Genomic DNA, 24,979 nt, shown 5'->3' on the forward strand with positions numbered 1-24,979 from the left:
GCAGGGGCGATTCCGCTTGACCTTTGGGGCTGCACTCTGTTGAACCCACCGGGTGTGTTTCACTGCTTAAGGTGGCTGTCCCAGATGGACGATCAGAATAAGAATCTCATCCTCGCAACCGCGCTCAGTTTCCTCGTGATCCTCGTTTGGTTCGTGCTCTTCCCGCCGCCTGAGCAGGCCACGTCACCGGAACAGGCCGAAATCAGCGCGACCGAGGCCAATGAGGTTCAAACCCCCAGCGCCACAGGAACCGGCACTGTAGGCGAAGCAACCGCTGCGGCCGAAGAAACACTGCCCGACGCACAGGCCCCGCGGGTTCAGATCGACACGCCCCGTTTGGAGGGCAGCCTGTCCCTGTCGGGTGGGCGCATCGACGAGCTGTATCTGAAGGACTACAAGGTCTCGATCGAAGAAGGCGCTCCGATTGTCGAGCTTCTGTCACCGGTCGGATCTGAGTCCGCCTATTACGCCCTTTATGGCTGGGCACCGGGTGCAGGTGTCGCCGGCACGGATGTGCCCGGTCCGAACACAGAGTGGTCCCTGGAACAAGGTGAAACTCTTGGCGTAGACTCTCCTGTCACGCTGAAGTGGGACAATGGAAACGGCCTGACCTTCCGCCGCACAATTGCGGTGGACGAGAACTTTATGTTCGAGGTCACCCAGTCCGTTGAAAACAACACCCAAGCCGAAGTCGGCATGGCCCCTTACGGTATTCTGGCCCGTCACGGTATCGGCGAGGATGGTGATCTGCCCGGTCTCAAAAACTTCTTCATCCTGCATGAAGGCGTGATGGTCATGGCCGACGGAGTTCTGGACGAGATCGACTATGGCGATGTCCGTGATTTTGACATTGACCCCAACGAACGCGCGCAGGCCGAGGTGTTTCAGGTCAAAGAAGGCGGCTGGGTCGGCTTCACCGATCACTATTGGATGACCACCCTGATCCCCGAGGAAGGCTCGGCCTTCAAGGCCGCCGCGAAATACGACGCGCGTCGCAAAATCTATCAGACCGAGACGGTTCTGCCGACACTCACAGTGGCTCCCGGCTCAACCGAACAGGTAACCACGCAGCTTTTTGCTGGTGCAAAGGAATGGGAAACCATTCGGGAATATCAGGCTGACGGCGTTCAGAAGTTCATCGACAGCATCGACTGGGGCTGGTTCTACTTCCTGACCAAGCCGATCTTCTGGCTGCTGCACAACATCAACGCGCTGATCGGCAACATGGGTTGGTCCATTATCGGCCTGACCCTGATCATCAAGGCAATCCTGTTCCCGCTGGCGTTCAAATCTTACGTCTCGATGGCGAAGATGAAGGAACTGCAGCCGCAGATGGAGGCCCTGAAAGAAGCCGCTGGCGACGACCGCCAGAAAATGCAGCAAGGCATGATGGAGCTCTACAAGAAGGAAAAGGTGAACCCTGCCGCGGGTTGTCTGCCGATCCTGATGCAGATCCCGATCTTCTTCTCGCTGTATAAGGTAATCTTCGTCACGATCGAATTGCGTCAGGCCCCGTGGTTTGGCCCCTTCCAGGACCTGAGCGCACCTGACCCAACCTCGATCATGAACCTGTTTGGCCTGCTGCCTTGGGGTGGCCCGCAGCCAGACACGCTGATGGCGCTGATCTTCATCGGTATCCTGCCGCTGTTGCTGGGTATCTCGATGTGGCTGCAGCAAAAGTTGAATCCAGCGCCAACCGATCCGACGCAAGCAATGATCTTTGCCTGGATGCCATGGGTGTTCATGTTCATGCTGGGCAGCTTTGCCAGCGGGCTGGTGGTCTACTGGATCGCGAACAACACGATCACCTTCACCCAGCAATACCTGATCATGAGAAGCCAGGGTTATAAGCCCGACGTGTTCGGCAATATCAAATCCAGCTTCAAGCGCGCACCAAAGACGGATGACAAATGAGCGCAGAAGTAACCAGCCTCTGGCGGCATCCGATCAAAAGCCACGGCCATGAAGCTGTGGAAACCGTAACACTGAGCCCCGGGCAGACCATGCCCGGGGATCGTGTTTGGGCAATCGCCCATGAGGCGTCCAAAGCGGACGGTTCGGAATGGGCGCCCTGCGCGAATTTCAGTCGTGGTGCCAAGGCCCCTCAATTGATGGCAATCACGGCGAAACTGTCAGGTGATACGGTGGCACTCAGCCACCCACAGCGCCCAGACCTGAGTTTCCAGCCGGACGCAGAACAAGATGCGTTCCTTGATTGGGTAAAACCATTGATGCCCGCTGACCGCGCCGCGTCTGCACGTATTGTTCGCGTACCCGGGCGGGGAATGACCGACAGTGACCTCCCATCCGTCAGCCTGTGCAACATGGCCTCGCACAGAGCGGTCGAGCAGAAACTGGGCAAAGACCTGTCGATCAGGCGCTGGCGCGGCAATATCTGGTTCAACGGCCTGCCCCTGTGGGAAGAGTTCGAATGGTTGGGTCGCGAGGTTCAGATCGGACAGGCCGTGTTCCACGTGCGTGAGCGGATCACACGCTGTCTGGCCACAACCGCAAACCCGGATACCGGTGAACGCGACGCGGACACTTTAGGCGCGTTGAACCGTTGGAACCACCAGGATTTCGGCGTTTACGCCGAGGTGATCCGAGGTGGAGAGGTAAAAACCGGCGACACGGTGCAAGTGCTATGACAACGCTTCCCTTCCCCCTTGCCGAGACACCCGACGAATTCGCGCTGGAGCGCGGGCGCAAGCTGTTTGCCGGGTCCTCGGAATTCGTCAAAGGCGTTGTGGCGATGAATGGCCTGCCTGCCCCGGATCGGCTGGAGGTCTGCTTTGCTGGCCGTTCCAATGTCGGCAAGTCCAGCCTGATCAACGCGCTGACCGGGACCAAGGGTCTGGCCCGCGCCTCGAACACGCCGGGCCGGACACAAGAGATCAACTTTTTCACCCAAGGCCCCGAGTTGTATCTGGTTGATTTGCCCGGCTATGGCTATGCCAACGCGCCGCTCAAGGTGGTGGAAAAGTGGCAGCGGCTTCTGAAACAGTACCTAAGCGGCCGTCAGACCCTGCGCCGGGCTTTTGTTCTTATTGATTCCCGCCATGGGGTAAAACCCGTCGACGCCGAGATCATGAAGTTGCTGGACACCAGCGCCGTGACGTTTCAATGCGTGCTGACCAAAGCTGACAAGGTCAAAGCCAAGGATCGGGAAAAGGTCTTGGATCAAGTGCGCAGTGCATTGTCCAAACATCCCGCCGCCTTCCCGGAAATCGTGTTGACCTCATCCGAAAAGGGCGACGGGATCGAAACGCTGCGCGCGATTATTGCCGGGCTGGAATAGCGACGCAGAATCGCGCAGCGCTTCATCGGTAGTTGGTACAGGTATTGCAGCCCGCTTCCCATTTATCCCACGTACCACCTAAACCCGGCGCGAAGAAATTCACGCCGGAACTCTTCCCTTTTGCCGTGAGGTTGGACGCCAGACTTCTCGCACCCACCTCTTGGGGCTTGCTGGCAACGCTGCGGTGAACGCCGCGTTTTGCCGGGCGTCGGATTTGCAGGCCGGTCAACCTATGGCACCCACAACAGCGATCTTGGCTTACGCGTCCAAAACGCCTAACACGAGGGGAAGAGGACAAGACATGAAGACAAGAGATATGAACCGGGACTGGATCGCTACTGCTGCAACTCTGAACAGCGCATTGCCATATCTGCAGCGCTATGACGGCGCGGTCGTCGTTATCAAACTTGGCGGTCACGCCATGGGCAGCGATGAGGCCATGGAAAGCTTTGCCCGCGACGTCGTGCTGATGCGTCAGGTCGGTGTGAACCCTGTGATCGTCCATGGCGGTGGACCGATGATCAACGCAATGCTGAAACAGTTGGATATCCAGTCCGAGTTTGTGGACGGCAAACGCGTGACGGACAAGGCCACCGTAGAAGTGGTCGAAATGGTTCTGTCAGGGCTGGTCAACAAACGCATCGTTCAGGCCATCAACGGTCAGGGCGGCACAGCCGTTGGCCTGTCGGGCAAGGACGCCAATCTAATTGTCTGTGACCAAGCCGATCCCGCGTTGGGATTTGTCGGCGCTCCGGCGCAGATGAACCCTAAAATACTCCACGATTTGTTCGCACATGATGTGATTCCCGTAATTGCCCCCTTGGGCGCGGGTCGCGAAGGTGAAACTTTTAACATCAATGGTGACACGGCAGCGGGAGCGATTGCCTCGGCCCTGAAGGCGGATCGCCTTTTGCTGTTGACCGATGTGTCCGGCGTCAAGAACGCAGCCGGCGAGGTGGTGACAGAACTCAAGGCCGGCCAAATCCGCGAGATGACGATGGATGGCACGATTGCGGGCGGCATGATCCCCAAGACTGAAACCGCGCTGGACGCGCTGCACAGCGGTGTCCGGGCGGTGGTTATTCTGGATGGGCGCGCGCGCAATGCCGTGCTGCTTGAACTGTTTACCGAGCACGGCGCGGGGTCGCTGATCCGGCCCGACTAATCCCAATGCGGAGGTCCCATGACCGGGCAGTCCACCCCCCTCACTTACGCTCCGGCCATTAGTTATGGCTGGGTCGGGCGTGTTGCGCATCAAGCTGGCCTGATTGTCATGGGCGCGACCCATCCTCGTAAAAGCGGTGCCAAGGGACTGGACGGGGGCACACTGGTTCTATTGGGCGCGGGTTCGGCCTTTTGGACGGTGCTGAAAACCTCGCCCGAGTGGCAAGGCCCTGATCCAGTGGATCGCTGGTCTGCGCGCGTCATTGGCCAAATGGCGCAGGAATTGGGCGGGCAAGCCCATTTTCCCTTTGGCGGACCGCCTTACGCCCCGTTCATAGACTGGGCGCTGAAGTCACAACGCACCTTCAGCAGCCCGGTTGGGGCGTTGGTTCATGACACGGTTGGCATGATGATTTCGTACCGTGGCGCGCTGCATTTCCCGCAAGAGTTCAACATCCCCGAAGTCACAACCGCTTCGCCCTGCGTCGAATGCCCGGCACCCTGCACGACGACCTGTCCGGTCGGTGCGCTGAATAGTCAGGATTTCTATGATGTTGCCGCGTGCCATGCCCATCTATCAACCGAAGAAGGCCTGACCTGCATGACGGGCGGTTGTCTCGCGCGCCTGTCCTGCCCGATCAGCGTCGGGGCCGACCGGGACCCCGAGCAATCCGCCCATCACATGAGGGCGTTTCACCCCGCATGACCTTGACCCTGATCCTGACACGACACGCGAAGTCCAGTTGGGGCAACCCGATGCTTGACGATCACGCCCGTCCTTTGAACAAGCGCGGAAGTAAATCCGCCCCTGCTATCGCCACATGGCTGCGCGACAATGGGTGGCTTCCCGACGAAGTGCTCAGCTCAACCTCGGCCCGCACGCGTGAGACATGGGATCGGATGGGTTTGCAGGCAGACAAGGTTTGCTTTCATCGGCGTCTTTATCATGCTGCACCCGAAGACATGTTGACCCAACTTGCTGGTGCAACAGAACCCACGGTCCTGATGCTGGGTCACAATCCGGGCATTGGCGATTTTGCCCAGCGGATCGTTGGCAAAGCACCAAACCACCCCCGGTTTCAGGATTATCCCACCTGTGCCACGGCTGTGATTCAATTCAACATCTCAGACTGGGCCAATATCAAATGGCAGAGCGGGGTTGTTCTGGATTTCACCACACCGCGCGAGCTGTTGGAATAGAAAAAGGCGAGGCCAAAGCCCCGCCCTTTCCCTGATTCCAACCGGATCAGTGCCCCAGGATTTGGCTGAGGAAAAGCTTGGTCCGTTCACTTTGAGGGTTGTTGAAGAACTCTTCCGGTTCATTCTGTTCCACGATCTGGCCAGCATCCATAAAGATCACACGGTTGGCGACCTGACGGGCAAAGCCCATCTCGTGCGTGACGCACAGCATGGTCATGCCTTCCTCGGCCAGTTCGATCATGGTGTCGAGCACCTCTTTGATCATCTCGGGGTCCAGCGCCGATGTCGGTTCATCGAACAACATAATCCGAGGCATCATGCAGAGCGAGCGGGCAATCGCCACACGCTGCTGCTGACCACCCGAAAGCTGGCCGGGATATTTCAGCGCCTGATCGGGGATTTTCACCTTTTCCAGGAAATGCATCGCGCGCTCTTCGGCCTCTTTCTTGGGCGTCTTGCGCACCCAGATCGGGGCCAGCGTGCAGTTCTCCAGGATGGTCAGATGCGGGAACAGATTGAAGTGCTGGAACACCATGCCAACCTCGGACCGGATTTTGTCGATGTTCTTCAGGTCATTCGACAGTTCGGTCCCGTCTACGACGATCGTGCCCTGCTGGTGTTCTTCCAGCGCGTTCAGGCAGCGGATCAGGGTGGACTTACCCGAGCCCGACGGCCCCGCGATCACGATCCGCTCGCCCTGATTGACGGTCAGATTGATGTCGCGCAGCACGTGGAAGGACCCGTACCACTTGTTCATGCCGTTGATTTCGATGGCGACCTCGTCGCTCACCTGCATCTTCGAGCGGTCGATTTCGCGTTCTACTGCAAGTTCAGACATGTGTTGAACTCCTTAGTGATGATCCGTGGCAAGGCGACGCTCGAGCCACTGGGAATATTGAGAGATGCCGTAACAGACGACGAAGAACAGAAGCGCGGCAAAGCCCAGAAGCTCCCAATAGACGCCGTTCCATTCGGTTGACGCCAGGATGGGGCCCCGGATCATGCCCACCAGATCGAACATCGAGATGACCGAAACCAGTGTGGTGTCCTTGAACAGGCCAACGGCCACGTTCACGATACCGGGGATCGAGATCTTCAGAGCCTGTGGCAGGATGATCAGCCGCATCGCCTGCGGGTAATCCAAGCCAAGACTGTCTGCTGCCTCGTACTGTCCGCGCGGAAGCGCTGCCAGACCGCCGCGGATCACCTCGGCGATATAGGCGGCCGAGAACATGGTGATCATGATCACAACGCGCAGGAACAGGTCGACCGTGCTGTCAGGCGGGAAGAAATAGGCCAGCATCACCGAAGCCACGAACAGCAGCGTGATCAGTGGCACGCCGCGGATGAATTCGATGAAGATGACACAGACCCACTTGATCAGCGGCATATCGGACTGACGGCCCAGAGCCAATGCAATGCCCAAAGGCAGGGACAGCGACACACAGGTCACGCCCAGCATCAGGTTCAGCATAAAGCCACCCAGATCACGGCTGGGAACAGCCGAAAGCAGCGCGCCCTCGTTGGCATCATCGGGAATCAGCGCCCCGCCGATATTCCACACAACCAGCGCCACAACGATGCCCCCAAAGAACCCGGCTGCAAAACTGTTCTTGCCGAATTTCTGAAACACCACGGCGGCTGCGACACAGCCCAGCAGTGCCACGATGGGGACCATGATGGTTCCGCCCCAGATCAGCCAGAACGCAACGAACGGGTACACCGCTGTAAACAGCAGCAACTTGCGCGGCAGGTCGAAGAACAGCACGGGTGCCACCGCGACCAACATCAGCAAGAAGGCCAGGTTCGGGCGCCAATAGGCATCGTCAGGGTATTTGAACCCATAGATCAACTGGTGCCAGCGCTCGGTCAGAACCGCGAAACAGGCTCCGGTCTTGCCGTCCAGAATCTCACGGCATTGCGCCAATGAATCCGCGTTCCATACACCATTCAAAATCCACGGAAGCGTGTTCTTGAGCAGCACATAGATCAACAGGATCGACAAAACCGTCAGGATGGTATTCGCCACGCCCGAGAAGAGATTCTCGCGCAGCCACTTGATGATACCGGTCTGGTTTGCTGGCGGAGGCGATGGCGGGATTGTGCCATCAGCGACAAAGGCGATCGGGTTTGTTGTTTGATCAGCCATAACTCAGCGCTCCTTCAACTTGACGGATGCGTTGTAGATGTTCATCGCCATCGAAATCAGCAGCGAGGCCGTCAGATAGAACAGCATCAGCAGCAGGACGCATTCGATTGCTCGACCGGTCTGGTTCAGCGTGATGCCGCCCAGCGTGGCCGTGATATCCGCATAGCCCACAGCAATCGCCAGTGACGAGTTCTTGGTGATGTTCAGATATTGCGAGATCAACGGCGGGATGATGACCCGCAGCGCCTGCGGCAAGATCACAAGGTTCATGATCCGTCCAGGACGCAGGCCCAGCGCAGCCGCAGCTTCGGTCTGACCCTTCGAAATCGCCTGAATACCAGCACGTACGTTTTCTGCGATGAAGGCACCCGTATAGATGGACAGAGCAAACCACAGCGCGATCAGCGGACCGCCAACCTTGATACCCCCGCTGAAGTTAAAGCCCTTGAGCGCGGGAACTTCCCATGTCAGGCCCATCAAAACCATCAGCAGCGCAAACGGCACCAGCCATACGGCCAGTTTCACAAGACCGGTTTTTGGACGCTCACCCGTCTGTTCCTGCTTCAGCGTGGCGCGCTTTTCAATTTCACGAGTTGCAAACCATGAGCCCACCAGTACTGCAATGACCAACAGCCAATTCAGGAACGTCGCGCCAAACAGACCATTCGCAAACTCGGGGCGCGGAATGTAAACGCCTCGGTTGGTAAATGCGAACAGATCAAACAACATGCTGGATGTCGGGTTATCCCCGCGAAATTCCCGCGGACCCGGCAAAACCGCCGTCATGATCGTGAAGATGATGATGATCCAGATCAGAACCGGAATATTCCGGAAAATCTCGACGTAAACCGCCATCAGCTTGGACACCAGCCAGTTATTGGACAGGCGCAAAACCCCGGCGATCACACCAAACACAGTTGCGGTGATACAGGCCAGAAACGCGACCAAAAGCGTGTTGAGAATACCGACAACAGCCGCACGTCCGTGCGAGGATTGGCTGTCATATTCGATCAAACGCTGGTTGATGTCGTACCCGGACGGATCGCCCAGGAAGGAATACGAGATGTTGAGGCCTGCGGCCCTGAGGTTCTGGATCAGGTTGTTGCCCAGATACCAGATACTTAGCGCAATAACGATCGCCGCGATCACCTGGAACGTCAATGATCTGTAGCGGGTATCGTTTATGAGCATCGACAACCGAAAATCTGCTTTCGGCGGGTCAGTCATAGTCGACATATTTTGGGATCCCCGTGCTTTTCGGGTGCTTCCTTCCCGGCGAGGTTTTCCCCGCTCCTGAGCAGCCCGTAGCATTCTGTTATGGAAAAAGGGCGCAGGTTAACCCGCGCCCTTTTCTGTGGATTTTAGCGGAACGGCGGCGAGTACAGCAGACCGCCGTCGGTCCATTGTGCGTTCAAGCCACGTGCCAGACCGATCGGAGTTTCCTCACCGATGTTCTTGGCAAAGACTTCGCCATAGTTACCACCGGATTTGATCGCCTTCATAGCCCAGTCAGCGTCCAGACCCAGCATCTCGCCCAGCGTACCTTCGGTACCCAGCAGGCGATTGACTTCAGGGTTGTCGGTGCCAGCGGCCATCTCGTCGATATTTGCCGAGGTCACGCCCAGCTCTTCAGCCGAGACCAGTGCGTTCAGAGTCCAACGGACAACGTCGCCCCACTCGTGATCGCCGTGACGGACCAGCGGGCCCAGCGGCTCTTTCGAGATGATTTCGGGCAGCAGGACGTGGTCACCGGGGTTTTCGAACGTGGCGCGGGTTGCGGCCAGGCCCGATGCGTCGGTGGTGTAAACGTCACACGCACCAGCCAGGTACTGCTGCTGCGCTTCAGCGTTGGTTTCGATCGGAACCGGCTCGTAGCTGATGTTGTTCGAGCGGAAGAAGTCCGCCAGGTTCAGCTCGGTGGTGGTGCCGGTCTGGATGCAGACGGTCGCGCCGTCCAGTTCTTTGGCCGAGCTTACGCCCAGTGCCTTGGGAACCATGAAGCCTTGACCATCGTAGTAGTTCACGCCCACGAATTCGAACTTCAGGTCGACGTCGCGGCTGAAGGTCCAGGTGGTGTTACGGGCCAGCATGTCGATCTCGCCTGAAGCCAGCGCGGTAAAGCGTGTCTTACCGGTGGTCGGAACGAATTCAACGGCGCTTGCGTCGCCCAGAACGGCTGCAGCAACTGCGCGGCACAGCGAGACGTCAAAGCCCTGCCATTCGCCATTCGCGTCGGGTGCGGCAAAGCCAACCAGACCGGTGGTCACACCGCAGTTCAGCTTACCGCGCGCTTTGACATCATCGACAGTCCCCGCTGCCGCTGCGCCTGCAGCAAGGCCGGCAACGGTTGCCACGCCCAAGATTACGGATTTTTTCATTTTTACCTCTTCCTGATTTTCCGCCCCGACTCTGGGACGGTTCTGTCCGGCACCTTTGGTACCAGAAAGGTTTCCCCAAAGGTGTCTCCCCTTTAGTGGGCTTGAGTTTGGGCGCATTCATAAACAAACGTCAAGGGTCGGATCAGCGAAAACGATGGTTCATCTTACAGATGTTCGGCACAGCGGCGGATTTTCAGGCGCAAGAGCTCAAACCGAGAGGTCGAAGAACCTTTTGGCGTGTAGAAATGCAGCCCTTTTGACTTCGGAGGCGGCGTGGGCCTCGTCGTCATGACCCCATTGTTCGATTTGCCACAACTCGTCCAACCTTGAGATTTGCCAGATGTCCTCGGCAGAGCGCCAGTCCGCAGCGGCTGCAAACCCCAGCACCAGCGACCCGGACAGGCTGACCAAGTCGTGGAAAGCGGCAAGCTGGAAGTTATTGAAATCATAGACACGTTGGCGCAATTCGTGCAAAACCGATGCGTCCTGGGGCTGATGCAAAACACCGGCGACCGGCAGCAAACGCGCCGTGAGCGCCTCGGCCGCCCAATCCAATGCCGGGTCCCACTGTTCGGCCTGCCGTTGCTGCAACTCCTGCGGGTGCGTGGCGCGATAGCATAACAGGTCCGAATCGCCGTAATCGGCCAGCATGTCCGCAACCTCGGCGTGCTGATGCTGGACCTTGTCGATGGCTGCGTTCGCCGAACGGGTAAACGGCATCGTGGTCGGGTCTACTTCTTTTTCCTGCGCGTCCCACTCGGCAGCGATTTCCTGCGCCAGGGCTTGAGTGGGCACGATCAACCCTACCTTGGCCGGCGTTTTGACGCGCCGACCATCCAATTCCACAGTAAACCCGCCTTCTGCGTCAACAACCGCGCTTTCGGTCCAGAATCGTTTCGGTTTCCAATCGCTCATCACTTCAGGTCCAGATTTGATCCAGCGCGCCCGGCAACTGGTCGAAGGTTTCGATTATGGTCGTTGCGGCATCAAGTGCAGGGCGCGTATGATACCCCCATGTCACACCGATGGCGGGGACACCGGCAGCAGCGGCCATATCCATGTCAAACCGGGTATCGCCGATCATGACCGTATTCACCGCCTCAACGCCCGTTTCGGCCCGGGCCGTGTCAATCATCGACGGATGCGGTTTCGAAGGGTGGTGATCGGCTACTTGCCGCGTAACAAAATAACCTTGCAACTCGTGCCCTTCGATCAGCGCATCCAAGCCGCGCTGAGATTTCCCGGTTGCAACGCCCAGCAAGACCTCGGGGATGGCGTGCAGCGCTTCGATTGCCTCTCGCGCACCAGGATAAAGCGGCGACCCTGCCATGCCCTGTTCCAGCCGATGCGCATGATAGGCTTGCTTATACCCTTCGACCAACCGCGCCTGATCCGCATCAGACTGAAGCGGCGCAAGCTGTGCGATGGCTTTGGGCAGCGACAGGCCAACGATGGACAAAATCGCCTTGCGATCAGGCACCGGCAGGGACAGCGCGTCAAAACTGGCGGTCATCGCGCCGACGATACTGCCCTGACTGTCGACAAGGGTGCCGTCCACGTCGAACAGCGCCAAACGCAAGGGTGCGCTCATTGCAGCTCCTCGAACGGGTCGTCGGCGGCCAGATCCTCGGTCCAGCCTAAGGTATCCCAGCTGTGTTTCATGTGGTCCGGCAAGGGGGCTTTTACGGTGATCGTCTTGCGTGTCACCGGGTGCTGGAACGACGCTTGCCGCGCATGCAGGTGCAGCTTTTTGCTGATGATCCCGCCCAGTTGTGCGCCCCAACCGTCACCGAGGTTTTCCTGACCCGAACCGCCATATTTACCGTCACCGATAATCGGATGACCGATCGCGGCCATATGTGCCCGCAACTGATGCGTTCGACCGGTAATCGGCTCCATGGCCACCCACGCGGCGCGCCCTGCCACCCGGTAAAGAGTGGCATAGAGCGTATGCGCGCGTTTCGCACCCGGTGTATCGTTGACCTCATTCAGGTGAACGGCGACCATCTTTTCGCCTTCGCCCTGCTTTCCATGGCCCGACGCCTTGACCAGACCAGTCTTGATTTCGCCCAGATACGGCGTCGGCACCCCGGCCACCAACGCCCAATAAATCTTACGCGTGTCGCGGTGGCGGAAGGCTGCGGTCAGGCCCTTGGCGGCTTCGCGTGTGCGTGCCATCAGTAGAACGCCGGAGGTGTCCTTATCCAACCGATGAACCAAACGCGGATTTTCGTCATAGCCAAACCTCAGTGCTTCGGACAGGCTGTCCACATGGCGGGTTTGGCCGCTGCCGCCCTGCACAGGCAAGCCATGGGGTTTGTTCAACGCCAGCACGTGATCGTCGCGGTAAATCACGCAGGATTGGATCATCTTGGCGTCCGCGTCGGAAACCCGGCGTTTGACTTCGGCCGGTTTGTGATCAACGTCGGGCAGAGGGGGGACACGCACAACTTGTCCAGCCTCAAGCCGGGTCGAGGCTTTGACCCGGCCACCTTCCACACGCAATTCACCCTTGCGGCACATCTTCTCGATACGGCCCTGACTGACATGTGGGAACAGACGGCGCAGCCAGCGATCCAACCGCTGGTCTCCGTCACCTTCTGCCACGGTGATCATCTGTACGCCGCTCATGCCAATATCCCCTGCGCCGCGCGGTGATCCCGCGCGAAATGCGTATCATTCAGTGCCATAGAAAACATGCGCGTCTGTGGCGTGCCCAACCGCAAGAGTCAAGCGGGCGTTAGCCGTTGCGTTGCGCGCGAAGCTTGGCGAAATATTCCAGTCGCTTTTTCAACTCGCGCTCGAAACCGCGTTCGACAGGTTGATAGAGATCAGGCCGCTGCATGCCGTCCGGAAAATAATTCTGACCGGAAAACCCATCTTCGGCATCGTGGTCATAAGCATAGCCCGCGCCATAGCCCTGATCCTTCATCAGGGATGTTGGGGCATTCAGAATGTGCTTGGGCGGGGGCTCGCTGCCGGATTGTTTGGCCAACCGCATGGCGGCCTTGTACCCTACATAAGCGCCGTTCGATTTGGGCGCCAAGGCCAGATAGACCAGCGCCTGTGCCAAGGCCAATTCCCCCTCCGGGCTGCCAAGACGTTCATAGGTTTCCCATGATTGCAGGCATATCGCCTGAGCCTGCGGGTCAGCCAACCCGATATCTTCAACCGCCATCCGGGTGATACGGCGCGCCAGATATCTAGGATCCTCGCCCCCCGTCAGCATCCGCGCAAACCAGTACAAAGCCGCGTCGGGGTCGGACCCCCGCACGGATTTGTGCAGCGCCGAGATCAGGTTGTAGTGCTCATCACCGGACTTGTCGTATTTTGCGGCCCGACGCATCAGCCTTGTGGACAAGGCACCCGGGTCCAGCGGCGCATCAACCTGCCATGCCGCAACCTGTTCGATCAGATTCAACAAAACCCGACCATCGCCATCCGCCATTTCCTGAAGCGCTTCACGGGCAGTACCCGTCAGAGGCAATGCCCGGTCCAATTCTTTTTCGGCACGTTGGGTCAGATGCTCCAGATCAGACAGGCTCAGACGCTCAAGCACCAGAACCTGCGATCGGCTCAGAAGGGCGGCGTTCAGTTCGAAAGAGGGATTTTCGGTCGTGGCCCCGACCAACAGGATCGTTCCGTCCTCCATATGCGGAAGAAACCCATCCTGCTGCGCCTTGTTGAACCGATGAATCTCATCCACGAACAAAAGCGTGCCCTGCCCGTTCTGACGCCGTATCTTCGCGGCCTCGAACACTTTTTTCAGATCCGGAACGCCGGTAAATATTGCGCTGATCTGAACAAAATGCAGGTCCGTTTCCTGCGCAAGCAACCGCGCGATTGTGGTTTTTCCAACACCCGGCGGCCCCCAGAATATCAGGCTCGACAAACTACCTGACGCCAGCATGACGCCCAACGGCGCGTCCGGGCCCAGAACCTGCTGCTGCCCAATCACCTCGGACAGTGCTTGCGGCCGCAGGCGATCCGCAAGTGGCCGGTGGGGGCTTGTTGTGGGCTGCTGAGTGGCCCCGGTATCGAACAGATCGCTCATTGCGTCACAACCGGAACCGCAAAGACACGGTGCGTCCACCGCGCAGGATGTCGAACTGCAGCCTGCGGCCCGGATCAGTTAGCGCGTCGACCAGATCGTTGGGATGCTGAATGTCCTGACCGTTGACGCTGTTGACCACATCGCCCGCACGCAGACCGGACCGCCCGCCATAAGGGCCGGCATCAACCACGACGACCCCGGTCTGTGACAACAGCAAACCCATCCGTGAAATCACTGCCGGATTGATGCGCGACACCTCTAAACCGGGCATGACCGTTTGATTATCCAGCGTAGTTTCGTCGGCTGATGGTGTTTCCGGGGCTTTGATCAGCGCGATCTCAATCTCTTCGCTGCTGTCGCCGCGCAACAGGGTAAGAACCGATGTTCCGCCAACACCCGCGACAGACATCCGAAACTTCATCTCGGCGGGTGAGTTCACCTCATCCCCGTCAACATGGGTCACGACGTCACCAACACGCAATCCAGCCTCGGCCAAAGGACTCAGTCCGTGCAGGTCCGAGATCACGACGCCCTGCGGGATGACAAGCCCCAGAGACTCGGCGATATCGGCGCTCATATGCTGCCCGGCCATCCCTGCCCATGGGCTTACAAAGCTGTCATTGCCGGACTGCGCTTGCCGCAGAAACTCGGCCACCAGATTAGCAGGGATGGCAAAGCCGATGCCGTTCGACCCGCCGGATCGCGTCAGGATAGACGTATTGATCCCGATAAGGTTCCCGTTCACGTCGATCAATGCGCCACCCGAGTTGCCGGGATTGATCGCAGCATCCGTCTGAATGAAGTAGCCCCGCGCATTGCCCGTCGCAGTACCCGTGCGCGCCAGCCCTGAAATAATCCCCGACGAAACGGTCTGCCCTACCCCAAACGGGTTTCCGATGGCCAAAGCCAGCTCTCCGACCTCGACCTGATCGGAATCGCGCATCTGAAGGTATGGCAGGTCCGTCGCATCCTCCAGCCGCAGAATGGCGATGTCACTTTCCTTGTCACCTAATACAACCTGCGCCGAGTATTCGCGGCGGTCTGTTGCCACGACACGAATCTCGGTTGCCATTCCGACGACATGGTAATTCGACACCACGTAGCCATCGTCTGACAGGATCACACCGGACCCCAATGAGTTCTGGACCCGTTGACGAGGCTCCGAGAATCCGCGGCCGAAAAAGTCCTGAAAGAACGGGTCAGAAAACAGGGTGTTCGCACGCCCCTGACGGATGATCTTGGCATAGATATTCACGACAGCCGGCGACGCCTGCTTCACGACCGGCGCAAATCCCAATGAGATTTCGGCCTGTGACTTGGGAACACGGGTTTCTGCCGCAGCAAAAGACGCGCACGCTATGAAAAGTGCGAAAAGGGACGGGCGGAGCATTGTTTCCTCGACCTGCAAATCTCAGATGGATATGCGGCTCCGTGCGCCGTAATGCAAGCGCCGACGCACGAAAATGGCGGCTTCGGTGCCTGGGCTGAACGTTAGAAAAGGACGCCTCGGCGTTCACTGGTGGCGCGTCATTCTATCGGTGACCAATCTGGGCCGGGATCATAGGCTTCGATATCTGCGCTTAGGTCCAGCGTTTCCGGCCCCAAGTCAGCCTCGTATACGATCCCGTTTTCGCCCACTAGGAACGAGTGAATGCCCGTCTTGCCATAATCCGCCGGAACCGCGAGCATCGCGTGACCGGCCACGAATCTGTCGCCGACCATATAAGAATAAGCGCCACCGGGGGCACTTGGCCCCTGCCCCTGCAAGATCGTGTAATAGTAGCCAAGAAACGGCTCGGCGTCGTAATCCGCTTCGCCGTCGCTCCATCCGGATGCCGCGGCCCTTGCAAGGGCTGCACCGACAAAACTGTCCTCATCCGGCCAGAATAGCCCGTTGCGCGCGCCCGGATCGGCAATGATGTTGCGTGCAAATTCCATGACACCGTCGCCGTCGTGATCGACCAGCCGGAACGCCGCCTGCAGATCAACATAGGCTTCGAGCAGGTCGATCACTTCCAGCTCGTTCAGGCCAATCTCACGCGCGGCGACTTCTTCAGCGCCCGCTTCGATGTCGAATTGCCAAGCCTCTGCGCTGCGCAGGATCGGGATAGGGAAAGGCCAGCTATCCTCGCCCAAGAGGATCACAACCCCGTCGTTTTCAGGCTGAAAGCGATAGCCCTCGGCGTACATGGCCAGCACCTCACGCCGCCTTTGCTTGTCCTCAGCAGGATCGCCAGAGCCAATCAGATCTTCGGCTTCAGGCCCAAAAATGTCCAGAAGGGCATTGTGATCATCCGACCTGAGAGCATCCACAAACGCGTCCAGCGCCGACTGAGGCGTGTCAAATCGCGCGCCCTCGGACATTGCCAGACCAGCAGATGCGAGAAGAAAGAATACAGAAACAACCGCTTTGCGCATATTACCTTCTCCGTGCTCCCTTGGCCGCGTGTCCACGTTTCGACGCGCTTTTGGCCCTGTTACCAGAGGATTTCTTTTTCATGGCCGCGCCCTTGGCAGCAGATGGCTTCCGCTGAGTCGTCGCCGGTTTCTTGGCCTGAGGTTTCTTGACGCTTTGTGGCTTCTGCTTGACCGGTTTCTTGGCAGCGTCCGGCCTTTGCTTAGTGCGGTCAATGGCCTGCTGCTTGGCGGCGGCCCTGTCCCCGTCCACGTTGCCACGGTTCACCTTCGGCAGTTGCTTGTCGCCGCCACGGTTGGCCAAAGCACTTCCGGCGACAGCTCCGGCACCAGCGCCGGCAGCAACGGCAGCGGCGCGATCACGACTGATATCCGCCGCACCGGATTCCCGGCTTAGCTTGGCTCGCAGTTCATCCGTCCGCCCGTCCGGTCGGTTGACAGGTAAATCGCCGCGCCCGCCTTCAGGCCTTTTGTGATCCGATATCTTGTCGCGCGCCTGTTCTTTCCGCTCGGGGTCCGGAGTCCAACCGATATCCGTCCGGTCGCCCCGGTCAATCTCATTACCGATATTGATATTACCATCCACATCAATGTCGATGTCGGGGTTTCTGACGATGGGTTGACCGTTCCATCCACCACAATTCCGGCAGCCCCAGTAGTCATTCCAATCGTCATCGTCGTCAAAGATTTCGTCAATCAGGGCAACGGCCCCAAATGTCAGCAGCGCGGTTCCGATCACGTCCCCGGTCGAGGGACCGGTGTAGACGGTCTGCGGATCATATTGCGGGACATAAACCGTTTCCGTGTTCGTCGGCGTGATCACTACCGTTTCGTCTTCGGTCACCTCGACGGTTTGTTCCGGCCCCGAGACCAGCGCGCCACTGTCAATCGCCTGATCCCGCATGACCTGTACGGCGTCCATCACATCATCGGACTGAGCCAGCATTGCCGTCCCCATAGTCTCGGTCCAGTCGATATGCGTAGCCATCTGCCCTACAACTTCGGGGAAGGCCGTTGCCAGTACGCTGACGGAAGGATCCCATCCCATGGCGTCGATCTCTGACTCCAGCTCTGTTGGATCGCGATCGGCGTTGTCCAGCAGGAACCGCTCGGCCTTAACGATCTCCAACGGTTGGGTGGCCGCCACGAAAATCTGGATGAGTAACGTGTCGGGATACAGCGCAACCGGCGCGACCAGCGTTTGCAGTTCGGCGTCGGTCAACAGGGTATCGTCGGTCTGCGCATCCTGAGATGCCTCCTGCGCAAACATAGAAACCGGTGCGCAAAACCCGAGTAAAAGGACAAGATATCTAAACATATTGCGATCCTTCAATTGAACCAAGGATCGCCCAAGTTAATGATTCTGGCAACAAAACCGCTTTTTGGCCGCCAAAACGAAAAAACCCCCACGCCTGTAGCGCAGGGGTTTCGTTCAGAAAGACGGGCTTTCTTATTCTTCGTCTGCGGCTTCTTCAGCAGCAACGCGGGCTTTGTCAGCCGCACCTTTGGCGTCGACGTCACGATCAACGAATTCGATGATCGCCATCGGTGCCATGTCGCCATAGCGGAAGCCAGCTTTCAGGATGCGGACATAACCGCCCTGACGCTCGGCATAGCGGGGGCCCAGAACTTCGAACAGCTTTGCGACGTCCTTGTCTTCTTTCAGCTGTGCTGCGGCCTGACGGCGGGCGTGCAGGTCGCCGCGCTTGCCCAGAGTGACCAGCTTTTCGATGATCGGGCGCAGTTCTTTCGCCTTGGGCAGAGTTGTTTTGATTTGCTCATGCTCGATGAGCGAGCCAGCCATGTTCGCAAACAGAGCCTTACGGTGCTCATGAGTACGGTTCAGGCGGCGGTAACCACGTGCGTGACGCATTTTTCAATTCCTATCTTGCGTTTTGCTTTGTCTGGCCGGCGATGCGTGTCACCGGCTCTCCTTGGGGCGGAAGTGCCCATTTTGTCCCCGGCAGCCCGGGCATTGGGGAAGACGCGCTTAAAACGCGTCTTCGAATTTCTTCGCCAGATCTTCGATGTTATCGGGCGGCCAGTCCTCGACATCCATGCCGAGGTGCAGACCCATGCCGGACAGCACTTCTTTGATCTCGTTCAGCGACTTGCGGCCGAAGTTCGGGGTGCGCAGCATCTCGGCTTCGGTCTTCTGGATCAGGTCGCCGATATAGACGATGTTGTCGTTCTTCAGGCAGTTTGCCGAACGGACCGACAGTTCCAGCTCGTCTACTTTCTTCAGCAGCAGCGGGTTGAACTCCAGACCATCGTCCTCGTCCTGGCGGCCAGCCGATTCCGGCTCGTCGAAGTTGACGAAGATCGACAGTTGATCCTGCAGGATACGAGCGGCAAAGGCCAACGCATCTTCCGGCGTGATCGAACCGTCGGTTTCGATCTTCAGGGTCAGCTTGTCATAGTCCAGAACCTGACCTTCACGGGTCGGCTGAACGTCGTAGGCGACCTTCTTGACCGGCGAATAGATCGCGTCGATTGGGATCAGACCGATAGGCGCGTCTTCCGGCTTGTTCTTCTCAGCCGAGACATAGCCCTTACCGGTGTTGACGGTCAGTTCCATGAACAGGTCGGCGCCATCGTCCAGGTGGCAGATGACGTGATCGCGGTTCAGAACCTCGATGCCGGCGCTTTCGCTGATGTCGCCAGCGGTGACAACGGCTGGGCCTTTAGCATTGATCGACAGGCGCTTGGGGCCTTCGACTTCCATGCGCAGGGCAACCTGCTTGAGGTTCAGGATGATGTCGGTGACGTCTTCGCGGACACCTGCGACCGATGAGAACTCATGCAGAACGTTGTCGATCTGAACGCTGGTGATGGCCGCACCTTGCAGGCTGCTCATCAGAACGCGGCGCAGCGCGTTGCCCAGTGTCAAACCAAAGCCACGCTCCAGCGGTTCAGCGACCAGAGTCGCCTGACGCGCGGGGTCGTTGCCCGGTTTGCCTTCCAGTTGGGTCGGCTTGATCAATTCTGCCCAATTCTTGTGGATCATGTAATCCCTCCATTCCTGTCCGCGCCCCATGACCAACAAGGTGCAGACGCCCGAGGTTCAAAATGACGTGCTGGGGCCGTGCAAAAACACTGGCCCCAGCTCAATTCAAAATCGCTTAGACGCGGCGACGCTTCGGCGGGCGGCAGCCGTTGTGAGCAATCGGAGTCACGTCGCGGATCGACGTGATGTTGAAGCCCACGGCAGCAAGCGCACGCAGAGCCGATTCACGACCCGAACCGGGGCCCTGAACTTCGACTTCCAGCGTCTTGACGCCATGTTCCTGCGCCTTCTTGCCTGCATCTTCTGCAGCCATCTGAGCGGCGTAAGGTGTCGATTTCCGCGAGCCTTTGAAGCCCATGGTACCGGCAGACGACCACGAAATGGCGTTGCCCTGTACGTCCGAGATCAGGATCTTGGTGTTGTTGAAGGTCGAGTTCACATGGGCAACGCCCGATGCGATGTTCTTACGCTCTTTGCGCTTAACGCGAGTCTTGTCACGTGCCATCAGTCAGACCCTCCCTTATTTCTTCTTACCAGCAATGGCCTTTGCGGGGCCTTTGCGAGTACGAGCATTGGTGTGGGTACGCTGACCGCGAACCGGCAGGTTGCGGCGGTGACGCAGACCGCGATAGCAGCCCAGGTCCATCAGGCGCTTGACGTTCATCTGAACTTCGCGGCGCAGATCGCCTTCGACGGTGAAGTTTTCGTCAATGAATTCGCGAATTTTCAGAACTTCGGCATCGGACAGTTCATTGACGCGACGGGTCGCTTCAATGCCCACAGCGTCGCAGATCGCTTTGGCCGAGGTGTTGCCGATTCCGGTGATATATGTGAGGGCGATAGGTACCCGCTTTGCAGTCGGGATGTTTACGCCGGCAATACGTGCCACGTGTCACTTTCCTTTTCGTTGCGGTTCCGTAGCTCCAGAACCTTTTTTCACAACGCCTAACCGTGGCTGTGTCGCCAGAGGGCTCAGCATTTTATGATATGATCATGTGAACGGATTGCCCGCACACAATTCGATTCTCTTCCGAGATAGCGTCCAATAGTGTTGCGCGACCCGCGCGTCAAGCGCAGATCGCATATTGATCCCGAATTCATTCCGCAGGCTCGATTTCGGGGAAGGTCCAGGTCCCGTCAATCACTTCTGGCGCTGGTTGGTACAGGCGCACAGCATAGTTCCAGCCCTCCATGATCGGCAAGCAGTTCACACGGCCGTCTTCGCATTCACCGAAGTGCACGGTCAACGATCCATCCGGGTTGCGGTCGCCCGTCACCGAGTTGATCACATAGACACCTAGATCGTTCTCTTCAAAGAATCCGGCCGAGTTATACAGACTGACGGACCAGAATGCGCCAACCGGAACCTTGGCCGGAACGTCCAGCTTATACGCCCCCAACGCCAGACCCGGATCGACGTTCAGATAAAAGGCCTGTGCCTCTGGCAAGCCACCCCAGCCAAACCCTGTTCCCAGCAGGTGCCGCACAGGGTCAACCTCGTCTTTCGCGCCGAATGTGCCAGTGCTGTCGGGAGAAAACCGCGCCAGTTCCAGCACCGCGCTCAACACCTTGTCAAAAGCATCTTTATCGTAATGCGCTTCGTCAAAAGGTCGCGCGGAATTGGCCTGAAGCGTTACCCCGTCCTGCAACGCGATCACTTCGGCAACATCCTCGGGATCCTCCGAGTTGACAAGATACCGAAACAGGAGCGCCACATAAGGCGTATCGAACTGATCAACAGTCAGCTCATAAGTACCGCCGCCCAGAAACACATCATTGACGTAGTGATCCTGATTGACCACCTGAACCGACACGTACCGATCACCGGATTCCGGCACAGTCAACACCGCCCCGTCCGAGATATCCACCACCGCCATACTATACAGCGTATCGCGGTTCATGCGGATAGTCGGCTGCATATCCAAGGGCGTCGGCCCGCGCACATGAAACAAAGCATTCACAGCGCCCGAATTTTCAAGATATTTGCGAAACTCGATATCTGTTGCAGCGCGGACAAAATTGTCGACGTTGACCGGCGTTGTATCCGCCAACGCGCCAAGGGCCAAACTGGTCAAACCCGATGCGACCGAGAGCATTCTGAGCAATTTCATCAAATCCATCTCCCAAAAAAATGCGCGCGTTGGCAAAGGTGATACCTCGGCAAACACACGCATTCAATTAATTAGAGATGTTACCTTAGGACACCTGCGATCGCGCCCTGAACCTCATCAATTTCGCCCAAACCATCGACCCAGGACAGGTTGCCCTTGGCATGGTAATAGCCGATCAGCATCGAGGTCTTCTTGTAGTATTCCATCAGACGGGTCTTGAGGCTTTCCTCATTGTCGTCCGCGCGGCGTTTAAAGTCATTTTGCTTGCCGCAGTTGGTGCATTTCCCATCTGCCGGGATCGGTTTGGTGATGTCGTTATAGACCTCACCGCAACCAGCACAGGTCGACCGGGCCGTGATCCGCGCGACCAGAGCGTCATCGTTGACCTCCATCGCGATGACAGCATCCAGAGACTCACCCGTGCTGTCCAGCAACTCACCCAGCGCGTCAGCCTGGGCCAACGTGCGCGGGAAACCGTCAAAGATGAAACCACCTTTGGCACCCTGCTCCAGTTTTTCGCGGATCAGACCAATCACGATCTCATCCGTGACCAACTCACCCTTGGCCATCACTTCGGCCACGCGGTTGCCCATCTCGGTGCCGCTGTCCTTGGCCTCGCGCAGCATGTCGCCGGTGCTCAGCTGGACCATGCCGCGTGTTTCCACCAAGTGGCGCGCCTGCGTCCCTTTACCTGCCCCCGGGGGGCCCAACAAAATAATGTTCATCGACGAGCGGGTCCCTTCCTGCCGCGTTTCTTACCTTTACCGCGCAACTGGGACTTTTCAATAAGCCCTTCGTACTGGTGCGCCAGCAGGTGGCTCTGGACCTGTTGGATCGTGTCCATGGTCACAGAGACGATAATCAGAACCGAGGTGCCGCCGAAATAGAACGGGATGGCGAACTGGTTCCGCAGAATTTCAGGCAGCAAACACACCGCCGCCAGATACGCCGAACCCAGAACCAGAACGCGGTTGACCACATATTCCAAATATTCAGCGGTTTTCTTGCCCGGACGGATACCCGGAACAAAGCCATTCTGCTTTTTCAGGTTATCCGCCACATCGTCCGGTTTGAACGAAACGTTGAACGTATAGAAATAGGCAAAGAACACGATCATCGAAGCGAAGAACAACAGGTACAAAGGTTGTCCGGGGCCAAAGTTGGCCAGCAGCCATGACATGATCGGCCCGTTGGTTGCACCTGACGAAAAGGTCGAGATGGTCACCGGCAGAAGCAACAACGAGCTGGCAAAGATCGCCGGGATCACGCCTGCCGGGTTTACCTTGACCGGAAGGTGGCTGGAGCCGCCCTCATAGATCTTCATACCGGCCTGACGGCGCGGGTATTGAATGTGGATCTTACGCAAGGCGCGCTCCATGAATACCACAAAGGTAATCACGGCAATCACCATCACGATCACACCGATGATCACTGCAGGGCTGATCGCGCCCGAGCGGCCCGAGGCAAAGAACTGCGCCAGAGCAGCCGGAACTTCGGCAATGATGCCCACGAAGATAATCAGAGAGATACCGTTGCCGATGCCGCGTGCGGTGATCTGTTCACCCAGCCACATCAGGAACATCGTACCACCGACCAGCGTGATCATGGTCGACAGACGGAAGAACAGGCCCGGATCGGTTGCCAGATCGCCCGATTCCAGTGAAACGGCCAGACCATAAGCCTGTACGGTGGCCAGTGCCACGGTGCCGAAACGGGTATATTGGTTGATCTTCTTGCGCCCCTGCTCGCCCTCTTTCTTGAGCTGTTCGAGTGCGGGAACCATAGATGTCAGCAGCTGCACGATGATCGAGGCTGAAATGTAGGGCATAATGCCAAGGGCAAAGATACCCATCCGCCCAAGCGCCCCGCCGGTGAACATCGAAACCATGCCGCCGATGCCCTGCCCCGCTTGCTCCATGAACTCGCGCAATGCTTGGCCGTCGATGCCCGGAACCGGAATGAAGGTGCCCAGACGATAGACGATCAGCAATGCAAGCGTGAACAAGATGCGGTTGCGCAGATCGGTGGCTTTACCAAGGGCAGACCAGCTTGTGTTGGCTGCCATTTGTTCTGCTGCTGATACCATAAATCGGTCTCTCTTATGAAAACACCGCCCGGAACCGTTTTCCGGCTCGGGCGGCGTCTTGGAAAACTCTGAGGTCTATGTAAGCGGGTCTTGGCCCGCTCACAAGCGCTTACTCTACCGCAGCGGCTTTTGTGACCTTAAGTGAGCCGCCCGCTTTCTCAACTGCTTCAACAGCAGACTTCGAAGCACCGGTGACTTCCAGGTTCACTTTGGCGCTGATTTCACCTTTGGCCAGAACGCGGACACCGTCCAGCTTTCGACGAACCAGACCGGATTCAACCAGTACATCTTCGGTGATCGCAGCTTTAGCGTCCAGTTTGCCGGCATCGACGAATTTCTGGATCAGGCCCAGGTTGATAACGGCGAATTCCTTACGGTTCGGCTTGTTGAAGCCACGCTTGGGCAGGCGTTGGTACAGCGGCATCTGGCCACCTTCGTAGCCATTGATGGCCACACCCGAACGGGATTTCTGGCCTTTGATACCACGGCCACCCATTTTACCCTTGCCAGAACCGGGACCACGGCCAACGCGGGTCCGTTTCGGTGCAGCGCCGGGATTATCGCGCAATTCGTGCAGTTTCATATCGCTTCTCCTAAGCCGGATGTGACCCCCGAAGCGTGATGGGCCAAACACGGCGTTTCTTGGTTTTGATTCTCGTGGACGCAATGCCACCGGGGCGGGTTACAGCGTCGCGTTGCAGGATGCAAGTTTTGTTGCCCCCAATGTTCAAGATTTCGGGAAAAACAAACAAGCTCGCCCCCTAAAACCCAAAAGAGACGCCAATTGGCGCCTCTGGGTCAGGTCAACGGTCTGATCAGTTTATCAGCAGTAGACATGCTTTTGAGCGATATCGCGGATATCGCACCGACGCACACCGATATCGTTTAACTCACGGTCCGACAGGCTTTGCAGCTCTGAATAGGTGCGGTTGTACTCGGCACGCAGGGTATAAGCCTCTTTGATGCGAGCGACGAGCGTTGCGATGCGGGCGTTCAGGCCAAAGCCTTCGCGGGTGTATGTTGCAGTATTTGCCATAGTTCATTTCCTTTCTAAGCCCGAAGCGAATTCCCCGGGATACTGATTGCGTTCCTGTTTGGGACACGGCTCAGATAAGGA

26 protein-coding genes are annotated in these 24,979 nt (G+C 58.0%); 6 read left to right on the forward strand and 20 right to left on the reverse strand.

The genetic code is table 11. The features are described 5' to 3' along the window. Positions 1 to 84: 84 nt before the first annotated feature. The 6 genes from yidC to ACT2B1_RS17135 all read left to right on the forward strand — a co-directional run bounded on the left by yidC (position 85) and on the right by ACT2B1_RS17135 (position 5,662). Positions 85 to 1,914 carry a membrane protein insertase YidC gene (yidC, locus tag ACT2B1_RS17110; RefSeq protein WP_481668250.1) on the forward strand — a complete coding sequence of 610 codons (1,830 nt, stop codon included), beginning with the start codon at positions 85 to 87 and terminating at the stop codon, positions 1,912 to 1,914. Next, positions 1,911 to 2,648: an MOSC domain-containing protein gene (locus ACT2B1_RS17115; RefSeq protein WP_171240990.1), complete on the forward strand. Its 738-nt coding sequence runs from the start codon at positions 1,911 to 1,913 to the stop codon at positions 2,646 to 2,648. Before yidC ends, ACT2B1_RS17115 begins: the two co-directional genes overlap by 4 nt. After that, complete coding sequence (gene yihA / locus ACT2B1_RS17120; RefSeq protein ID WP_171126065.1) at positions 2,645 to 3,298, forward strand: ribosome biogenesis GTP-binding protein YihA/YsxC; 654 nt, start codon at positions 2,645 to 2,647, stop codon at positions 3,296 to 3,298. Before ACT2B1_RS17115 ends, yihA begins: the two co-directional genes overlap by 4 nt. 301 nt (positions 3,299 to 3,599) lie before the next feature. After that, the gene (gene argB, locus ACT2B1_RS17125; RefSeq protein ID WP_481668251.1) at positions 3,600 to 4,463 is read left to right on the forward strand and encodes an acetylglutamate kinase; all 864 of its coding nucleotides are present in this window, start codon (positions 3,600 to 3,602) and stop codon (positions 4,461 to 4,463) included. A gap of 18 nt (positions 4,464 to 4,481) precedes the next feature. Continuing rightward, positions 4,482 to 5,168 (forward strand): ferredoxin, encoded by a 687-nt coding sequence (locus ACT2B1_RS17130; RefSeq protein WP_481668252.1) that lies wholly within the window; start codon positions 4,482 to 4,484, stop codon positions 5,166 to 5,168. Beyond that, complete coding sequence (locus ACT2B1_RS17135) at positions 5,165 to 5,662, forward strand: SixA phosphatase family protein (RefSeq protein WP_171126060.1); 498 nt, start codon at positions 5,165 to 5,167, stop codon at positions 5,660 to 5,662. Before ACT2B1_RS17130 ends, ACT2B1_RS17135 begins: the two co-directional genes overlap by 4 nt. Before the next feature lie 46 nt (positions 5,663 to 5,708). On the opposite strand, the gene ACT2B1_RS17140 is transcribed toward ACT2B1_RS17135, so the two are convergent. From ACT2B1_RS17140 to ACT2B1_RS17235, 20 genes are all read right to left on the reverse strand, one after another. Continuing rightward, the gene (locus ACT2B1_RS17140; RefSeq protein ID WP_269149813.1) at positions 5,709 to 6,500 is read right to left on the reverse strand and encodes an amino acid ABC transporter ATP-binding protein; all 792 of its coding nucleotides are present in this window, start codon (positions 6,498 to 6,500) and stop codon (positions 5,709 to 5,711) included. Positions 6,501 to 6,512: 12 nt separating this feature from the next. Next, positions 6,513 to 7,811, reverse strand: a complete 1,299-nt coding sequence (locus tag ACT2B1_RS17145; RefSeq protein ID WP_171126058.1) for an amino acid ABC transporter permease — start codon at positions 7,809 to 7,811, stop codon at positions 6,513 to 6,515. Between the two features lie 3 nt (positions 7,812 to 7,814). Next, entirely contained in the window at positions 7,815 to 9,047 is a 1,233-nt protein-coding gene (locus ACT2B1_RS17150) for an amino acid ABC transporter permease (RefSeq protein ID WP_171126056.1), read from the reverse strand. Between the two features lie 125 nt (positions 9,048 to 9,172). After that, on the reverse strand, positions 9,173 to 10,189 hold the full coding sequence (locus ACT2B1_RS17155; RefSeq protein ID WP_171126054.1) for an amino acid ABC transporter substrate-binding protein: 1,017 nt from the start codon (positions 10,187 to 10,189) through the stop codon (positions 9,173 to 9,175). A 207-nt stretch (positions 10,190 to 10,396) separates the two neighbouring features. Next, positions 10,397 to 11,104, reverse strand: a complete 708-nt coding sequence (locus ACT2B1_RS17160) for an ATP12 family chaperone protein (protein ID WP_481668253.1) — start codon at positions 11,102 to 11,104, stop codon at positions 10,397 to 10,399. A 4-nt stretch (positions 11,105 to 11,108) separates the two neighbouring features. Next, positions 11,109 to 11,780 (reverse strand): HAD-IA family hydrolase, encoded by a 672-nt coding sequence (locus tag ACT2B1_RS17165; protein WP_171240994.1) that lies wholly within the window; start codon positions 11,778 to 11,780, stop codon positions 11,109 to 11,111. Beyond that, complete coding sequence (locus ACT2B1_RS17170) at positions 11,777 to 12,820, reverse strand: RluA family pseudouridine synthase (RefSeq protein WP_171240995.1); 1,044 nt, start codon at positions 12,818 to 12,820, stop codon at positions 11,777 to 11,779. Before ACT2B1_RS17170 ends, ACT2B1_RS17165 begins: the two co-directional genes overlap by 4 nt. Before the next feature lie 109 nt (positions 12,821 to 12,929). Continuing rightward, complete coding sequence (locus tag ACT2B1_RS17175; protein WP_481668254.1) at positions 12,930 to 14,243, reverse strand: replication-associated recombination protein A; 1,314 nt, start codon at positions 14,241 to 14,243, stop codon at positions 12,930 to 12,932. Between the two features lie 4 nt (positions 14,244 to 14,247). Next, a complete protein-coding gene (locus tag ACT2B1_RS17180; protein ID WP_481668255.1) occupies positions 14,248 to 15,633 on the reverse strand; it encodes a trypsin-like peptidase domain-containing protein in 1,386 nt (461 codons plus the stop codon). Positions 15,634 to 15,770: 137 nt separating this feature from the next. Beyond that, positions 15,771 to 16,661 (reverse strand): DUF2950 family protein, encoded by an 891-nt coding sequence (locus ACT2B1_RS17185; protein WP_481668256.1) that lies wholly within the window; start codon positions 16,659 to 16,661, stop codon positions 15,771 to 15,773. 1 nt (position 16,662) lies between these two features. Further along, a complete protein-coding gene (locus tag ACT2B1_RS17190; protein WP_171127073.1) occupies positions 16,663 to 17,976 on the reverse strand; it encodes a DUF3300 domain-containing protein in 1,314 nt (437 codons plus the stop codon). 132 nt (positions 17,977 to 18,108) lie between these two features. Further along, positions 18,109 to 18,531, reverse strand: a complete 423-nt coding sequence (gene rplQ, locus ACT2B1_RS17195) for a 50S ribosomal protein L17 (protein WP_039538314.1) — start codon at positions 18,529 to 18,531, stop codon at positions 18,109 to 18,111. Between the two features lie 117 nt (positions 18,532 to 18,648). Beyond that, positions 18,649 to 19,665 carry a DNA-directed RNA polymerase subunit alpha gene (locus tag ACT2B1_RS17200; protein ID WP_058276312.1) on the reverse strand — a complete coding sequence of 339 codons (1,017 nt, stop codon included), beginning with the start codon at positions 19,663 to 19,665 and terminating at the stop codon, positions 18,649 to 18,651. A gap of 115 nt (positions 19,666 to 19,780) precedes the next feature. Beyond that, on the reverse strand, positions 19,781 to 20,170 hold the full coding sequence (rpsK, locus tag ACT2B1_RS17205) for a 30S ribosomal protein S11 (RefSeq protein ID WP_008757289.1): 390 nt from the start codon (positions 20,168 to 20,170) through the stop codon (positions 19,781 to 19,783). Between the two features lie 15 nt (positions 20,171 to 20,185). Further along, positions 20,186 to 20,554 (reverse strand): 30S ribosomal protein S13, encoded by a 369-nt coding sequence (rpsM, locus tag ACT2B1_RS17210; protein ID WP_171126038.1) that lies wholly within the window; start codon positions 20,552 to 20,554, stop codon positions 20,186 to 20,188. A 208-nt stretch (positions 20,555 to 20,762) separates the two neighbouring features. Beyond that, positions 20,763 to 21,776, reverse strand: a complete 1,014-nt coding sequence (locus ACT2B1_RS17215; RefSeq protein ID WP_481668257.1) for a DUF1214 domain-containing protein — start codon at positions 21,774 to 21,776, stop codon at positions 20,763 to 20,765. An 80-nt stretch (positions 21,777 to 21,856) separates the two neighbouring features. Continuing rightward, on the reverse strand, positions 21,857 to 22,501 hold the full coding sequence (locus tag ACT2B1_RS17220) for an adenylate kinase (protein ID WP_171126036.1): 645 nt from the start codon (positions 22,499 to 22,501) through the stop codon (positions 21,857 to 21,859). Continuing rightward, positions 22,498 to 23,862: a preprotein translocase subunit SecY gene (gene secY, locus ACT2B1_RS17225; protein ID WP_171126034.1), complete on the reverse strand. Its 1,365-nt coding sequence runs from the start codon at positions 23,860 to 23,862 to the stop codon at positions 22,498 to 22,500. Before secY ends, ACT2B1_RS17220 begins: the two co-directional genes overlap by 4 nt. Before the next feature lie 109 nt (positions 23,863 to 23,971). Further along, positions 23,972 to 24,445 carry a 50S ribosomal protein L15 gene (gene rplO / locus ACT2B1_RS17230; protein WP_171127071.1) on the reverse strand — a complete coding sequence of 158 codons (474 nt, stop codon included), beginning with the start codon at positions 24,443 to 24,445 and terminating at the stop codon, positions 23,972 to 23,974. A 240-nt stretch (positions 24,446 to 24,685) separates the two neighbouring features. After that, positions 24,686 to 24,898 carry a DUF1127 domain-containing protein gene (locus ACT2B1_RS17235; RefSeq protein WP_171126031.1) on the reverse strand — a complete coding sequence of 71 codons (213 nt, stop codon included), beginning with the start codon at positions 24,896 to 24,898 and terminating at the stop codon, positions 24,686 to 24,688. Between the last annotated feature and the right edge of the window lie 81 nt (positions 24,899 to 24,979).

It is taken from the genome of Ruegeria sp. S263, assembly GCF_056780525.1.

Excerpts from the sequence above, each read along its gene's own strand:
- yidC (WP_481668250.1), top strand. The coding sequence starts at position 85 with ATGGACGATCAGAATAAGAATCTCATCCTCGCAACCGCGCTCAGTTTC.
- ACT2B1_RS17115 (WP_171240990.1), top strand. The coding sequence starts at position 1,911 with ATGAGCGCAGAAGTAACCAGCCTCTGGCGGCATCCGATCAAAAGCCAC.
- yihA (WP_171126065.1), top strand. The coding sequence starts at position 2,645 with ATGACAACGCTTCCCTTCCCCCTTGCCGAGACACCCGACGAATTCGCG.
- argB (WP_481668251.1), top strand. The coding sequence starts at position 3,600 with ATGAAGACAAGAGATATGAACCGGGACTGGATCGCTACTGCTGCAACT.
- ACT2B1_RS17130 (WP_481668252.1), top strand. The coding sequence starts at position 4,482 with ATGACCGGGCAGTCCACCCCCCTCACTTACGCTCCGGCCATTAGTTAT.
- ACT2B1_RS17135 (WP_171126060.1), top strand. The coding sequence starts at position 5,165 with ATGACCTTGACCCTGATCCTGACACGACACGCGAAGTCCAGTTGGGGC.
- ACT2B1_RS17140 (WP_269149813.1), bottom strand. The coding sequence starts at position 6,500 with ATGTCTGAACTTGCAGTAGAACGCGAAATCGACCGCTCGAAGATGCAG.
- ACT2B1_RS17145 (WP_171126058.1), bottom strand. The coding sequence starts at position 7,811 with ATGGCTGATCAAACAACAAACCCGATCGCCTTTGTCGCTGATGGCACA.
- ACT2B1_RS17150 (WP_171126056.1), bottom strand. The coding sequence starts at position 9,047 with ATGTCGACTATGACTGACCCGCCGAAAGCAGATTTTCGGTTGTCGATG.
- ACT2B1_RS17155 (WP_171126054.1), bottom strand. The coding sequence starts at position 10,189 with ATGAAAAAATCCGTAATCTTGGGCGTGGCAACCGTTGCCGGCCTTGCT.
- ACT2B1_RS17160 (WP_481668253.1), bottom strand. The coding sequence starts at position 11,104 with ATGAGCGATTGGAAACCGAAACGATTCTGGACCGAAAGCGCGGTTGTT.
- ACT2B1_RS17165 (WP_171240994.1), bottom strand. The coding sequence starts at position 11,780 with ATGAGCGCACCCTTGCGTTTGGCGCTGTTCGACGTGGACGGCACCCTT.
- ACT2B1_RS17170 (WP_171240995.1), bottom strand. The coding sequence starts at position 12,820 with ATGAGCGGCGTACAGATGATCACCGTGGCAGAAGGTGACGGAGACCAG.
- ACT2B1_RS17175 (WP_481668254.1), bottom strand. The coding sequence starts at position 14,243 with ATGAGCGATCTGTTCGATACCGGGGCCACTCAGCAGCCCACAACAAGC.
- ACT2B1_RS17180 (WP_481668255.1), bottom strand. The coding sequence starts at position 15,633 with ATGCTCCGCCCGTCCCTTTTCGCACTTTTCATAGCGTGCGCGTCTTTT.
- ACT2B1_RS17185 (WP_481668256.1), bottom strand. The coding sequence starts at position 16,661 with ATGCGCAAAGCGGTTGTTTCTGTATTCTTTCTTCTCGCATCTGCTGGT.
- ACT2B1_RS17190 (WP_171127073.1), bottom strand. The coding sequence starts at position 17,976 with ATGTTTAGATATCTTGTCCTTTTACTCGGGTTTTGCGCACCGGTTTCT.
- rplQ (WP_039538314.1), bottom strand. The coding sequence starts at position 18,531 with ATGCGTCACGCACGTGGTTACCGCCGCCTGAACCGTACTCATGAGCAC.
- ACT2B1_RS17200 (WP_058276312.1), bottom strand. The coding sequence starts at position 19,665 with ATGATCCACAAGAATTGGGCAGAATTGATCAAGCCGACCCAACTGGAA.
- rpsK (WP_008757289.1), bottom strand. The coding sequence starts at position 20,170 with ATGGCACGTGACAAGACTCGCGTTAAGCGCAAAGAGCGTAAGAACATC.
- ACT2B1_RS17215 (WP_481668257.1), bottom strand. The coding sequence starts at position 21,776 with ATGAAATTGCTCAGAATGCTCTCGGTCGCATCGGGTTTGACCAGTTTG.
- ACT2B1_RS17220 (WP_171126036.1), bottom strand. The coding sequence starts at position 22,501 with ATGAACATTATTTTGTTGGGCCCCCCGGGGGCAGGTAAAGGGACGCAG.
- secY (WP_171126034.1), bottom strand. The coding sequence starts at position 23,862 with ATGGTATCAGCAGCAGAACAAATGGCAGCCAACACAAGCTGGTCTGCC.
- rplO (WP_171127071.1), bottom strand. The coding sequence starts at position 24,445 with ATGAAACTGCACGAATTGCGCGATAATCCCGGCGCTGCACCGAAACGG.
- ACT2B1_RS17235 (WP_171126031.1), bottom strand. The coding sequence starts at position 24,898 with ATGGCAAATACTGCAACATACACCCGCGAAGGCTTTGGCCTGAACGCC.